Here is a 13,678-nt window from a genome sequence, read left to right as displayed (position 1 = left end):
AAGAGATGACGGTAAGCCTAGTTTTAAGAGGTGAGAAATTTGGATTTTAATGAAAAGGGAATACTTGCTTTCCAAGAAAAACGGTATGAAGATGCAGCGAAAGCTTTTACGGAAGCAATTGAAAATAATCCGGATGATCCGATTGGTTATGTGAATTTTGGTAACTTACTTGCTGCGATGAATGACAATGAACGAGCAGAACGTTTTTTCCAAAAAGCAATTACCGTTGATGGAACAACGGCTACAGCATACTATGGATTAGCCAATTTATATTACAATTCGGAAAGATTTATCGAAGCTGCGAAACTATACCAAAAGGCCATTGACCTAGGAATTCAAGGTGCAGATGCTTATTATATGTTAGGGAAATCCTTTGAACGGGATGAAAAATTTAAACTAGCGTTACCTTATATGCAACGTGCAGCTGAACTTGCCCCTAACGACTTACAAATAAGATTATCTTATGGTATTTTACTTTGCTCATTGGAAATGTTTGATGTTGCAAAGGGAGAATTACAATTTGTTCTTGATCAAGATCCAAAAAATGCAGATGCCCATTATAATATTGGGGTATTATATGCGGTAGCTACTGAGGATACTGAAAAAGCGATGGAGCATTTAAAAGAAGCATATACGATAGAACCGAATTTTGATCAAGCGAAATATATTTATGATATGATTAGTCAAAGGTTTAATTAAAGGATGGAAAAGTCGACCAAAAAAGGTCGACTTTTTTATTTAGCAAATAGTCATTAAGTGGAATGAAATCATGATTTAGATAAATAATAAGGTCGAAATAGAAATACCACTTTTCTGCCTTTTTAAAATACTGTGTGAACTATGAAAACTTTGAATAATTTTTTATTTCATGATTTCTACATTCATTTGATACTATATTACGTATATTTTAATTATCGGTCTTTGTCGAGTAATAATTGAGATAAAATTTGAGTTTTTACAGAAGTAGGTGTCTTGATGAATATTTTATGGGGTTTTATTGGTATTTTAGTTATTTTTATTATTGCTTTTTTAATATCAAGCAACCGTAAATCCATTAATTGGAGAACTGTATTTGCCGGTTTAGCGATACAATTAGCCTTTGCCTTTATCGTGCTGAAATGGGAATTTGGCCGCACAGTATTATTAAAAATATCAGAGGCTGTTCAAAATTTAATTAGTTACGCTAATGAAGGGATCTCTTTCGTATTTGGACCTTTAGCAGATCCTGATTTTACTGGTGCTACCGTTTTTGCTCTGAGCGTATTGACGATTATTATTTTCTTCTCTTCGTTAATTTCCGTATTGTATTATTTAGGAATTATGCAATTTGTCATTAAAATTATTGGTGGTGCACTGTCAAAAGTTTTAGGGACAAGTAAAGCGGAATCTGTTAACGCAGCGGCAAATATTTTTGTTGGTCAAACAGAAGCACCTTTAGTCATCCGTCCTTTTTTAGGGAAAATGACAAAATCTGAGCTGTTTGCTGTTATGACAGGTGGGTTAGCATCTGTATCAGGTTCTGTTCTTGTTGGATATTCATTATTAGGGGTACCGTTAGAATACTTAATTGCTGCAAGTTTTATGGCCGCTCCAGCAGGATTAGTATTAGCGAAACTGATGATTCCACAAACTGAAGAAGTCGATGATTCTGCTTTTACGTTAGCAAAAGATTCAGATTCAGTAAATGTCATTGATGCTGCAGCTCGTGGCGCGAGTGACGGAATGAAACTTGCTGTTAATGTTGGTGCGATGTTACTAGCATTTATCGCTCTTATTGCCTTAATTAACGGGATTATCGGTGGTATTGGTAGTATTTTTGGATTTGACGGAATTACCTTAGAAGGAATTTTAGGTTATATTTTCTCACCAATTGCTTTTGCAATAGGGGTACCATGGTCTGAAGCTGTACAAGCAGGTTCATTCATTGGACAAAAATTAGTTTTAAATGAATTTGTAGCTTATTCAAACTTTGCACCAGAAATCGCAAATCTTTCAGATAAAACAGTCATGATTGTTAGCTTTGCATTATGTGGTTTTGCAAACTTAAGCTCAATGGCAATTTTAATTGGTGGTTTAGGTGCAATGGCTCCTAGTCGAAGACCTGTCATTGCGAAATTAGCTGTAAAGGCTGTAATTGCAGGTACATTAGCTTCTTTACTTAGCGCATCCATCGCAGGTATGTTCTTATAAAACTTATTTATTAAAAAAATCTGCTTTTCTACGGGTGTAGGTAAAACGTTTTTTCATTCATTAAGTAATGAGCATTCAGCGTTTCACCCTACATATTCCCCGTGGAACGAGCAGATTTTTTATTATTTTCCATTGCAATATAATATAACATCCCGGTAGCTTAAATCACCGCCAAATATATTTAAGGCACTTCCAATAGTTACATGCAATTTACCCTTTGATAGTTCTTTGAATTTTTTAAGATCAGCTATTGAACGGACCCCACCAGCATAGGTTGTTGGAATGGATGTCCATTTTGCTAAATCTTGAATTAAATCTTCTTGCATCCCACTTCTTTTTCCTTCTACATCAACGGCATGGATTAATAATTCATCGCAATATTGTTCGATAAATGGAATCGTTTGTTTATTTACTTCAAATTGACTAAATTTCGCCCATTTATCCGTCACAACAAACCACTTACCATCTCGTTTACGGCAACTTAAATCAATGACAATATGTTCTTTTCCCACTGTGTTCACCAGTTTTTGTAATCGCTCCATATCGAGCATACCATCATGGAAAATATAAGAAGTTACAATAACATGGGAAGCTCCAGCCTCAATATATTTTTTGGCATTATCACTTGTAATGCCACCTCCTACTTGCAAACCGTTCGGATAGGTGTTCAATGCTAGAAGGGCTGCTTCTTCATTTCCTGACCCGAGCATAATAACATGGCCACCTGTTAACTTGTCCTTTTTAAACATATTGGCAAAATAAGCTGAATCTTGTTCTGCGACAAAATTTTCGACAACGTTTTGATCTTGATGACCTAATGTGCTTCCTACGATTTGTTTAACCTGTCCATCATGTAAATCTATACAAGGTCTAAATTCCACTTAATATCACGAGTCCCTTCCATACCTTTTCGTCTATATATACAAAACAATTTATAAATTATCATAGCATCGGTACTAAAAAATATCGAGGTTAGATTACTGGACCTTTGGATTTTGTAAGACACATAAAGGGGACATATGGTAAAATCAAATGTACTAAAGGCAAGAAAAGGAGTATTAGGATGGCAGAAAATCTTAATTTATTTGAAGTAAATAAATTGTTTATTCTTGGCCGTCCAATTGTGTCCATTTTTCATAATGCGACAAATATGTATTCGATTGTTCGGGTAAAAATACAAGAAACGAATTTACAATATGATGATAAAGAAATTATTGTGGTCGGCTATTTCCCAAAACTTAATGAGGAAGAATTATATCGTTTTACAGGGGTTTTAAAAAATCATCCGAAATACGGTCAACAATTTCAAGTAGATACATTTGTTAAAGAGGTGCCTGCAACGGAACAAGGCATTATCAATTACTTATCAAGTGATTTATTTTCTGGAATTGGGCGAAAAACAGCCGAAACAATTGTTCATCAATTAGGGGTGGATGCCATTAAGCGAATTATGGAAGATCCATCCGCATTAGATACAGTACCGCGACTGAACGAAGAAAAAAAAGAAACGATTCGCCAAACATTGGAGCAAAATTTAGGTTTGGAACGAGTCATGATCCAATTGAATGAATGGGGATTTGGTCCTCAACTTTCTATGAAAATATATCAAACTTATCGGGAAGAAACGATATCACTACTTACGGAAAATCCATATCGCTTAATTGAAGATGTGGAAGGTGTAGGTTTTGGACGGGCTGATGAACTTGGCAGAAAACTAGGGATTGAAGGAATCCATCCAGATCGGATCAAAGCTTGCATATTTCATGTTTTAACAAATGCAGCATTGTCAGACGGACATGTATACGTAGATGCAGAACAAGTTTTACCCCATGTAAAATCTATTCTTGAACAAAGCCAACCACAGGAAATTCCTTATGATGTAATTTCAAAGGCAATTATTGAAATGCGAGAGGAAGATAAAATTTGTGGGGAAGAAACACGAATTTACTTACCTTCTTTATATTTTAGTGAGATTGGCATCGCTTCGAAAATACTAGAATTATTAAATCAAAATGAAAAAGAAAGATTTTCAAAGGATGAAGTTCGAAAAGCTATTGGTGAAGTAGAAGAACGACTAGAGGTTTCCTATGCTGAAACTCAAGCAAAAGCGATTGAATGTGCTTTAAATTCCTCTGTCATGATTTTAACTGGAGGACCTGGTACGGGGAAAACGACGGTAATTCGAGGACTAGTGGAAGTATATGCTGAACTTCACGGGTTATCGCTAAACCCGAAAGATTATGCAAAAAAAGAAGAGCCTTTCCCTATTGTTTTAGCAGCTCCGACTGGGAGAGCGGCAAAAAGATTAGCCGAGTCAACGGATTTGCCAGCAATGACGATCCATCGCTTGCTTGGATTTAACGGCCAAGAAAAAGAGGAAGAAACGGAACGGGAAGTAGAGGGACGTCTTGTCATCATCGATGAAATGTCCATGGTTGATACTTGGTTAGCCCATCAACTATTAAAAGCTTTAAGCAAAGACGTTCAAGTAGTATTTGTTGGGGATCAGGATCAACTACCACCAGTAGGCCCTGGCCAAGTGTTAAAAGACTTATTGGCTTCAAAGCAAGTACCAACTGTAGAATTAACTGACGTTTACCGACAAGCGGAAGGATCTACGATTATTGAACTTGCCCATCAAATTAAAAAAGGAGATATACCAAATACCCTTTCCAATAAAACGACGGATCGCTCCTTTATAAAAGCATCGGCAGATCAAATTGCTAGTGTCGTTACTCAAGTTGTGAAAAGTGCCCTTGCAAAGGGACAGTCTATTCGAGATATACAAGTTTTAGCACCTATGTACAAAGGTCCTGCGGGAATTGATATGTTAAATAAAAAGATTCAAGAATTAGTTAATCCAAACGAAAATGGTACGAGAAAAGAACTCGTATTTGGTGATGTCGTTTACCGTATAGGTGATAAAGTTTTACAACTTGTCAATCAACCGGAAAGTAATATTTTTAATGGGGATATGGGCGAAGTAATTGCCATAATGCGGGCTAAGGAAACAGTGGAAAAACAAGATTTACTAGTCGTTTCCTACGATGGGAATGAAGTGACTTATCAGCGAAGTGATTTAAATCAAATAACCCTTGCCTATTGCTGCTCTATTCATAAATCCCAAGGAAGTGAATTCCAAACAGTGATTATGCCGATCGTTAGAAGTTATTCCAAAATGCTCCGTCGGAATCTTTTATATACCGGCATTACTCGGGCGAAAAACTTTCTAATTCTTTGTGGTGAACCGGATGTCTTTGCTAATGGACTTTCGAAAACCGATGATTTAATGCGTTTAACGACGTTAAAAGTAAGGTTAAATCCAGAGGAAAGTATGACGAAGGAAGAGCAATTAAAGGATAATGATTCTTCCCAAGACGTAAAGCAATTAAAAGAAGTTGATGAACAGCAAGCAGCTTTTTATGTAAACGGAGAAGTTGTAGCACCTATATTAAATATGGAAACGGCACCTTATATTCATCCACTAATCGGAATGGATGGAGTAACCCCGTATCACTTTCTAGAGGACGACGAAAAGTAAAGGAGTATTATAATGACAAAACTTACACCCTTCCTCATGTTTCAAGGCCAAGCTGAAGAAGCAATTCATCTTTATATAACCGTATTTCAAGATACAAATATTGTTTCACTAACAAAGTATGGGGAGGAACAACCAAGTCACAAAGGGAAAATTGCCAATGCAGTCATTTCCATTCATGGCCAAACCTTTTACTGTCATGATAGTGTCATTACTCATGAATTCACCTTTACACCGTCTTTTTCGATGTTTGTTGAATGTGATTCAGAACAAGAGCTTGAGGAAGCCTTTGCGAAGTTATCGAAAAATGGACAAGTTTTAATGCCATTAGATGGTTATGGGTTTAGTAAGAAATTTGGTTGGGTACAAGATCCTTTCGGTATTTCATGGCAACTTAATTTAAATGAATAATTTATAATTAGACAAAATTCCTACCTCCCATGCATATAGTAGTTCTATGTGAAAAGGGAAGGTGGTATTAGTTGGATCATTTAAATGTTTATCAACATCCTTCTTACAAAGTACGGGTGATTTCAGTCGTTGGAAATAGTCAGATTGAAGTAAAACCAGATTATGCCCAACTGCAAATTGAAGTGGTGACTCAAGGAGAAAATATTACGGAAGTCCAAACTGAAAATGCTAATAAAATGAACCAGGTTATAGAAGCTCTATTGGCTTTAAATATTGAACGCCAAAATATTCAAACGGCTTATTTTAATATTTTCCCCCGCTACGACTATATTGAAGGGAAGCAAGTGTTTAGAGGCTACGAAGTATCCAATGCTATTCAAGTAGAAGTTGATAACATTAGTGAAGTCGGAATGGTCATTGATCAAGCAATAAAAAGTGGAGCCAATCGTATAACGGGACTTGAATTTAAATTAAGAAATGAAGAGGCCTATTATAATAGTGCTTTGCAATTGGCGCTGCAAAATGCCCATGAAAAGGCATTAGCTATCGCTAGTTCTTTGCGTCTTTCTTATATGCCCCAACCGATTGAAATCGTTGAGGAATCTTCAGGAGGACCTATTTTATTGAAAAATGTTGCAATGACCCAACGACTTTCTGAGACACCGATTGAACCAGGTACGATTACCGTTGAAGCGACTTTGAATGTGAAGTATCAATATTAATCGAAGTTTTTATAGAGAAATTTGGAGTGCTATTGGATTAGTACTCCTTTTTTAAAGGGAAAAATAGTCTCCATATGGAATACTACTGAGAGCGTAGAAAAATTAAAATAGGAATGAATATGGAAAAGTGGTTTAAAAGGTGGTCGATTATGGGTAAGTATGAACAAAAAACAAAAAAGACAAATCAAAGCGTAATGGAATTTATTGAATCTGTAGAAAGTCCGAAGAAAAGGGAAGATGCCTACCATCTATTGCAAATTTTTGAAGAAACATCGGGGTTTGAAGGGAAAATGTGGGGACCGAGTATTATCGGATTTGGTTCTTATCATTACAAATATGCATCGGGTCATGAAGGAGATGCTCCTCTTATTGGATTTTCACCTAGAAAAGCAAAAATTAGTTTATATTTTGCCCCTGGTGATACAGACAGAGAAACATTATTAGAGAGATTTGGAAAACATACGGTTGGTAAAGGTTGTGTTTATATTAATAAACTTACAGATATTGATCAAGAAATATTAAAGCAACTCATTAGTCAATCCATTCAATTTTTACAAAAAACGTATCCTCAAAATTGAAACTTTTTTCAATCGGTAACGTAAAACAAATATAGATTGAAATTAAAAAAGGTAGGAGTGCTGAAAATGTCATTTTTTAATAAGATGTTAGCAAGTATTGGTGTAGGTGCTGCAAAAGTAGATACAAAATTAGAAAAGTCATCTTTTGTTGCTGGAGAAGTCATCCGCGGGGAAGTGGAAGTTTATGGTGGTAATGTGGAGCAAAGTATTGATGCCATCTATTTAACGTTATACACAACATATATTAAAGAAATTGATGATCATAAAGTGACAGCAAAAGCTCCAATTCAAAAATTCCGAGTAAGTGAACCATTTACAATTAATGTCAATGAAACAAAAATAATTCCATTTTCATTTACATTACCATATGATACGCCAATTACAGTTGGGAAAACAGAAGTATGGGTTGCAACAGAATTAGATATTCGTAGCGGTGTTGATTCAGATGATAAGGATTACATTGAAATTCGTCCATCTGAAATAGCGTCAAAAATTTTAGATGAAGTTCAACAGCTTGGATTTAGATTACGAAAAGCAGATTGTGAACAAGCTTCTTACAAATATGCTCGAAACTATCCATTCCTTCAAGAATTTGAATTTGTTCCAACTGGCGGAGTATTTAGAGGGAGACTCGATGAGTTAGAACTCGTTTTCCTATCTCAAACAGCTCAGTCTGCAGAAATTCTACTTCAAGTAGACCGAAAAGCGAGAGGTTTTGGTGGATTTTTAGCAGAAGCGTTAGATGTGGATGAAACGAATATAAGAATGACAATTACACAACAAGATCTACATAATTTAAATGAAGTATTAAAACAAACGATTGCAAAATATGCTTAAAAAGAAGGGTGTTCCAATGTTGGAATACCCTTTTCTTATACTTCCCGTGCAAGTTCTTGAAGCTTTTGTCTATCAATAATTTCATAGCCTTTATTACTTTTTCGAATCATGTTTGACTGACAAAAATGGGCGAAGGTATGAAGTAAATGTCGATAGGACACGCCTAAATATTCACTAATTTCCGTATGCTTTTCTTTATAAAAATTACCGTCAGAAGACATTAAAATAAAAGCGGCTAATCGATTTTCAAGGGGATATGCTTGAGTTTGAGAAAATCGGTTTGTCGTTTGTGTCATTTTATTGCCTAAAAATAAGCAAAGTTCCCTTAAAAATACCGAATCAGCTAGTAGTTTTTGTTTACATGCATTATAAGGAATTGAGAAACAGACCGTTTTTGTTACAGCTTGAATCCCTTTTGTATATTTTTGAGCATTTAATAATTCCACTTCCCCCATAAAACTAGGGGAGGTAATAAAATTGATTAACGATACCTTTCCGTTTTTATGTGTGACATATAATTTCGCCTTTCCTTCTACCATGTAGTAAAGGGATTCAGGTAAGGAACTTTCTTGGAAAATATATTCTCCTTTTTCAAATGCACAAACTTGAACGAAGGGGGAAATATCAAAGGAAAAGAAAGATTGAAAGGAATATTGATTCATGTAATCTTCTTTTCGTTTTCCTGTTATCAATTGCACCATTATTCCTCCAATAATCATTACAAAGTTTTGTAGTACAAAACAAAAAATAGAGTAAATTCTGTTTTTAAACGGATTGTCAACAAAAGGGAAATGTGAGATATCTCACATTATTTTAAATGACAACGTGCTATTATTCAATATAGATTGGAGGTTACAGCACGGCTATGAACAATCAACGGTGGTTATCTCAAAATTTCTTTCTATTTTTCTTTACATGGGGCGTATATTTACAATATTGGTCAGGTTGGTTATCAGGTGCTAAAGGATTAACGGTTCAAGAAGTAAGTTTTATTATGGGTTTTGGTTTAGTCGCCAGAGCATTTTCAACGATGTTTATTTATCCCTTTGCTTCGAAATATTTTAGTGATAAAAAATTAACGCTATTGTTAGTAATTAGTTCCTTAATAGCGGCACTATTATACGTACCTTTTAATACCTTTCCAGCTTTATTTGCCATTACATTGATTTTTAGTTTATTTTATCCTTCGTTATTACCGGCTATCGAAAGTAGTGCTTCTACCCTTGTTCAGCAAACAAAGATACATTACGGTAAAAGCCGATCCTATGGTTCTATCGGTTTTGTCATTTCCGTTTTAATTCTAAGTGTGATGATAGGCTATGTAGGGGAAAAGGTGATTTTATGGGCAATGATTGGCTATTTAATGATTATGTTAATTCTTCAAATTATGCCTACGCCGGAAGTGTTATTAGCTAAACCGACAGTAGAAGATCGAAGTCGAGCCTTTTCTATGAGAAGTTTATGGAAAGTTAAAGGCTTTCCTGTAGTCATGATTATCGTCATCCTTTTACAAGGTTCTTTAGCATCCTACTACAATTATAGTTACATTTATTTACAACAATACTTACAAGTAAATACGTTTTATATTGGTATGATTTTGAACGTAGCAGTCCTATTTGAAATTTTATTCTTTTTAATAGCGGACCGTCTCTTTGCTAATAAGAAAATTTCAACTTTATTTTTCATTGCAGCAATTGGTTCTACATTAAGATGGATCATCATTTTTGTATTTCCAAATGTTGGGGCATTTATTTTTTCCCAAACATTACATTCGGTTTCCTTTGCAATGGCCCATTATGCCTTCATCCAATACATTACGAAAAGTTTACCAAAACAACAAATTGCCAATGCGCAAGGGTTGTATTCCGCCTTGGCAACAAGCTTAAGTGCGGCAGTTTTAACATTATTCGGAGGATATTTATACGATATTACGCCGGGTCTTGCATTTTTAGGAATGAACATTTTCACGATTCCAGCAATCATCATCATTTTACTTTCAAAAAAAGCGTATCAAATATAAAAGTCGTCCCTATTTAGGGGCGACTTTTCGCAGTTTTATAAAATATTTCGTTAGTAATCCAAAAGTAATTACGACAACGACAAGAAGAACTTCAAATGTGTAAATAGCCATTTGAGATGGGAATAGGGGAGCCATATAAGCATCCTTTGAAATCATTTTAGAAGATGTCCATGCTAATACCGCTGCGCCTAAAACAATAATAATAGGAAAACGTTCCATTAATTTTGTTACAACGGTACTTCCCCAAACAACAATCGGAATCGAAACGATTAATCCAATGGCTACGAGCAAAATATTTCCATGGGCAGCTCCGGCTACTGCAATAATATTATCTACTCCCATTAATAAATCGGCTAAAAGAATGGTCCCGATAGCTCCCCAAAAATTCTTTTTCGTTTGTTTAACATTGATTTCTTCTTCGGTAAGAAGTAGTTTGTAAGAAATATATAGTAACAATACACCACCAATTAACAATAATCCGTCAATTTCTAATAATTTAACAGCGACTAATGTTAAGACAATTCGTACGAAGATGGCACTAAAAGTTCCCCAAAAAATGACTTTCTTTTGCTGGTTTTTAGGTAAGTTTTTGGCAACTAGTCCAATTAATAAAGCATTGTCGCCAGCAAGAACTAAATCGATGAAAATAATAGAAAGTAAAGCGGTGAAAAATTCAACAGATAATAAGTCCACTATGTATTCGCTCCAATCTATAAGGTAGTCCCCTTAACAAAACAATATATGTTATTCGATTTGTTTTCAGAAGTTTTTTAATTGGTTGAAAGTTTCATTCGTATATGATAGTTTCTTAATAATTTAGATTGGGAGAAGTAGGTGAATAAGGTGATTGGAAAATTAACAGAAAAAGATAGAGAAAAGGTGATGAACTTTGTTCTAAAAAAGCCAGCCGAAAATTTATTTATCATTGGAGATATTGAAGCGTATGGTTTTGAGACAGAGTTTCAAACTGTTTGGGGTCAATTCAATGAGTATGGCGAGTTGATGGCAGTTCTATTAAAATATGAAGGAAATTACATACCGTATGCTGAAGGCGATATCAATTGGGAAGAAATTGCTTCCATTATCAATGGTGACCCGAAAATGACTGATTTATCTGGTTTGAAACCAATTGTAGAAAAATTAGAATCACTAGTAGTAAAAAATATGAAAAGCAGTAATTCATTTTATTATGCTAAATGCCAACGTTTAAAAGTTTCTAAAACAAAGGATGAACTGGAGTCTGTCGAAGTTTTAAACGTAAAAGAATTAGAAGAACTTGTAGCTCTTTTAAAAGGTGTTCCTGAATTTCAGCATGCAAACATAACAATTGAGTCGAAAAGAAGGACGCTTGAAAATAAAACCGGTAGAACGTATTTCATTCGAGTGAACGGTGAAATGGCCACAACTGCTTCCACAACGGCAGAAAATAGTTCCTCTGCCATGATTGTTGCTGTGGCAACAAAGAAACAATATAAACGGCAGGGACTTGCAACGGATTGTATGATTAAGTTATGTCAAGATTTGTTAAAAGAAGGGAAGGAACTTTGTTTATTTTATGACAATCCGGATGCTGGTAAAATTTATAAACGATTAGGTTTTGAGGATATTGGTTTTTGGAATGTTTATCGATATGAGTAAAAGTTGAAGAAAATAGTTATAATTGACATAAGGCACCCCTTTTCATATAATTTAGAACAGAATATATGAAACACGATGATGGAACAAGTACGTTACTGTATACGAACAGAAAAGGATTCCTTGGCTGAAAGAATCTTGCGTTAAACAGTTACGGAAAGCTACTCCAGAGTGCAGCTAATCCCTGCCGTTCACTTACGTTACAGTGCTTGAGATATAAGTTTGCTCTAGTCATTTCAGCTATATGAAGCTAACTTATAAATTAGGGTGGTACCGCGAGCTATAGTCTTCGTCCCTTTGTGGGATGAAGACTTTTTTATTTGGATTAAACATTGGTCTTATTAATTATTCCGGCTCTATAATATTTGTTGGGGTTTAAAAAAATTTCATAAATAAAAAAGCACGTAATCACCGATTTCTATATACTTGAATTGTCGAGAAACAAGCAATGAAAGGTGATACGTGCAAATGAATTTTAACATGAATATTCCAGGATTAAAAGGTGTAACTGTTCATAAGGTGGAGGAGATGGGGGAACGTATTGTTCTACACGTTTCCATACCAAAAAAAGAACATCAATGTCCAGCATGCAAGAATATAACATCAAAAGTCCATGATTATCGAATTCAAAAAATTAATCATTTAAAATGGTTTGAACGATTAACCGTCCTTTTTTATAAACGTCGTCGTTATGTATGCCAATGTGGGAAACGTTTTTCAGAAAAATCCCCTTTCGTGGATAAATATCAACGTTTCTCGAAAGAATGGAATCAAGTTGTACGAATCCGTTCAATAAAGGCAAAAACATTTAAAGAAGCAGCTGAAGTACTTGGTACATCAAGCTCAACAGTGATTCGTCGCTTTAAAGAAGTAGTAAAGGAACAATTAAATGAAGGGGTTCATTTACCAAAATGTATCGCGATTGATGAATATAAAGCAGATACCGATGCGGGAACTTATCAATTAATTATTGCCAATGCGGAAACACATGAACCAATTGATATTTTACCAAATCGTAGAAAAGAAACCATTAAGGATTACTTGATGAAATACGGTGCAGATGTAGAAATTGTGGTTATGGACATGAATCCAAGCTTTAAAGCAGCAGTTAGGAAGGCGTTAAATCGCCCGATTATTATTGCGGATCGCTTTCATTATTGTCGTTATATTTACTGGGCACTAGATGAAGTACGTCGAAATGTTCAAAAAGAATGGCATGCATATGATCGAAAGAAATGTAAGAAAATGCGTCATGTACTATATAAACGATTTGATAAGTTAACAGAAACGAATCGTTGGTACTTAAATCGTTACATAGGAATGTCGAAGGAACTAAAGCAAGCCTATGAATTAAAAGAAGCTTACTGCGAATGGTTTGATTGGGCAAAAACTTCAAATGATTTGATAGAAATAAAAAAAAGATTAGAAGCCTTTTACCGAAAGGTAGAAAAAGCAAATATTCCGGCATTTTTAAAGGCCATTCAAACGCTAAAAAATTGGCAAGTTGAAATTTTAAATAGTTTAAGTTTTGGATATTCAAATGGTTTTTTAGAAGGAATTAATAATAAATCAAAAGTTTTGAAGCGTAATGCTTATGGTTTTAGAAGCTATGAACACTTTAAAGCGAAAATTTTATTAAATAATTTATCTAAGAAAATTGGGATTCATTTAGGATAATCGGGGTGCCGTGTAATATCACTTCACCCCAACATTTGACATAGAACCATTATTCCATCGTTTTTGAAAG

General features: G+C 34.8%; 13 protein-coding genes and 1 other annotated feature. Of the genes, 10 read left to right on the top strand and 3 right to left on the bottom strand.

Annotation, left to right across the window (positions count from 1 at the left end; translation table 11 throughout):
- The first annotated feature begins 39 nt into the window (after positions 1 to 39).
- A complete protein-coding gene (locus MHH69_RS11355) occupies positions 40 to 699 on the top strand; it encodes a tetratricopeptide repeat protein (RefSeq protein ID WP_341362369.1) in 660 nt (219 codons plus the stop codon).
- 276 nt (positions 700 to 975) lie between these two features.
- On the top strand, positions 976 to 2,190 hold the full coding sequence (locus tag MHH69_RS11350; protein ID WP_122971403.1) for a NupC/NupG family nucleoside CNT transporter: 1,215 nt from the start codon (positions 976 to 978) through the stop codon (positions 2,188 to 2,190).
- A 122-nt stretch (positions 2,191 to 2,312) separates the two neighbouring features.
- Here MHH69_RS11350 and hisA read toward each other — a convergent pair whose 3' ends face one another.
- The gene (gene hisA / locus MHH69_RS11345) at positions 2,313 to 3,071 is read right to left on the bottom strand and encodes a phosphoribosylformimino-5-aminoimidazole carboxamide ribotide isomerase (protein ID WP_122971402.1); all 759 of its coding nucleotides are present in this window, start codon (positions 3,069 to 3,071) and stop codon (positions 2,313 to 2,315) included.
- Between the two features lie 182 nt (positions 3,072 to 3,253).
- Here hisA and recD2 point away from each other — a divergent pair, with 182 nt between their 5' ends.
- From recD2 to MHH69_RS11320, 5 genes are all read left to right on the top strand, one after another.
- Entirely contained in the window at positions 3,254 to 5,731 is a 2,478-nt protein-coding gene (gene recD2, locus MHH69_RS11340; RefSeq protein WP_122971401.1) for an SF1B family DNA helicase RecD2, read from the top strand.
- 12 nt (positions 5,732 to 5,743) lie between these two features.
- The gene (locus MHH69_RS11335) at positions 5,744 to 6,139 is read left to right on the top strand and encodes a VOC family protein (protein WP_122971400.1); all 396 of its coding nucleotides are present in this window, start codon (positions 5,744 to 5,746) and stop codon (positions 6,137 to 6,139) included.
- A gap of 71 nt (positions 6,140 to 6,210) precedes the next feature.
- Complete coding sequence (locus MHH69_RS11330) at positions 6,211 to 6,861, top strand: SIMPL domain-containing protein (protein WP_122971399.1); 651 nt, start codon at positions 6,211 to 6,213, stop codon at positions 6,859 to 6,861.
- A gap of 149 nt (positions 6,862 to 7,010) precedes the next feature.
- Positions 7,011 to 7,439 carry a DUF1801 domain-containing protein gene (locus tag MHH69_RS11325; protein WP_122971398.1) on the top strand — a complete coding sequence of 143 codons (429 nt, stop codon included), beginning with the start codon at positions 7,011 to 7,013 and terminating at the stop codon, positions 7,437 to 7,439.
- Between the two features lie 66 nt (positions 7,440 to 7,505).
- A complete protein-coding gene (locus tag MHH69_RS11320) occupies positions 7,506 to 8,276 on the top strand; it encodes a sporulation protein (protein WP_122971397.1) in 771 nt (256 codons plus the stop codon).
- Positions 8,277 to 8,311: 35 nt separating this feature from the next.
- Here MHH69_RS11320 and yeiL read toward each other — a convergent pair whose 3' ends face one another.
- Positions 8,312 to 8,974, bottom strand: coding sequence for a transcriptional regulator YeiL (gene yeiL, locus MHH69_RS11315; RefSeq protein WP_341362368.1), 663 nt, complete (start codon positions 8,972 to 8,974; stop codon positions 8,312 to 8,314).
- A gap of 167 nt (positions 8,975 to 9,141) precedes the next feature.
- On the opposite strand from yeiL, the gene MHH69_RS11310 reads away from it, so the two are divergent.
- Entirely contained in the window at positions 9,142 to 10,296 is a 1,155-nt protein-coding gene (locus MHH69_RS11310; RefSeq protein ID WP_341362367.1) for an MFS transporter, read from the top strand.
- Between the two features lie 9 nt (positions 10,297 to 10,305).
- On the opposite strand, the gene MHH69_RS11305 is transcribed toward MHH69_RS11310, so the two are convergent.
- The gene (locus MHH69_RS11305; protein ID WP_122971394.1) at positions 10,306 to 10,989 is read right to left on the bottom strand and encodes a TerC family protein; all 684 of its coding nucleotides are present in this window, start codon (positions 10,987 to 10,989) and stop codon (positions 10,306 to 10,308) included.
- 141 nt (positions 10,990 to 11,130) lie between these two features.
- Between MHH69_RS11305 and MHH69_RS11300 the strand changes: the two genes are divergently transcribed.
- Together MHH69_RS11300 and MHH69_RS11295 are read left to right on the top strand one after the other, a co-directional pair.
- Positions 11,131 to 11,934 (top strand): GNAT family N-acetyltransferase, encoded by an 804-nt coding sequence (locus MHH69_RS11300; protein ID WP_341362366.1) that lies wholly within the window; start codon positions 11,131 to 11,133, stop codon positions 11,932 to 11,934.
- 66 nt (positions 11,935 to 12,000) lie between these two features.
- Positions 12,001 to 12,231, top strand: a binding site (T-box leader).
- 162 nt (positions 12,232 to 12,393) lie between these two features.
- Positions 12,394 to 13,608 (top strand): ISL3 family transposase, encoded by a 1,215-nt coding sequence (locus MHH69_RS11295; protein ID WP_136292374.1) that lies wholly within the window; start codon positions 12,394 to 12,396, stop codon positions 13,606 to 13,608.
- The last annotated feature ends 70 nt before the right edge of the window (positions 13,609 to 13,678 follow it).

Origin of the sequence: Ureibacillus sp. FSL E2-3493, assembly GCF_038077515.1 — a bacterium.
GTDB classification, from domain to species: Bacteria; Bacillota; Bacilli; order Bacillales_A; family Planococcaceae; genus Ureibacillus; species Ureibacillus halotolerans.
This window is presented reverse-complemented; position numbering and strand designations above follow the sequence as displayed.

Coding starts and splice junctions, on each gene's coding strand:
- MHH69_RS11350 (WP_122971403.1), top strand. CDS start 976: ATGAATATTTTATGGGGTTTTATTGGTATTTTAGTTATTTTTATTATT.
- MHH69_RS11320 (WP_122971397.1), top strand. CDS start 7,506: ATGTCATTTTTTAATAAGATGTTAGCAAGTATTGGTGTAGGTGCTGCA.
- recD2 (WP_122971401.1), top strand. CDS start 3,254: ATGGCAGAAAATCTTAATTTATTTGAAGTAAATAAATTGTTTATTCTT.
- MHH69_RS11310 (WP_341362367.1), top strand. CDS start 9,142: ATGAACAATCAACGGTGGTTATCTCAAAATTTCTTTCTATTTTTCTTT.
- MHH69_RS11335 (WP_122971400.1), top strand. CDS start 5,744: ATGACAAAACTTACACCCTTCCTCATGTTTCAAGGCCAAGCTGAAGAA.
- MHH69_RS11325 (WP_122971398.1), top strand. CDS start 7,011: ATGGGTAAGTATGAACAAAAAACAAAAAAGACAAATCAAAGCGTAATG.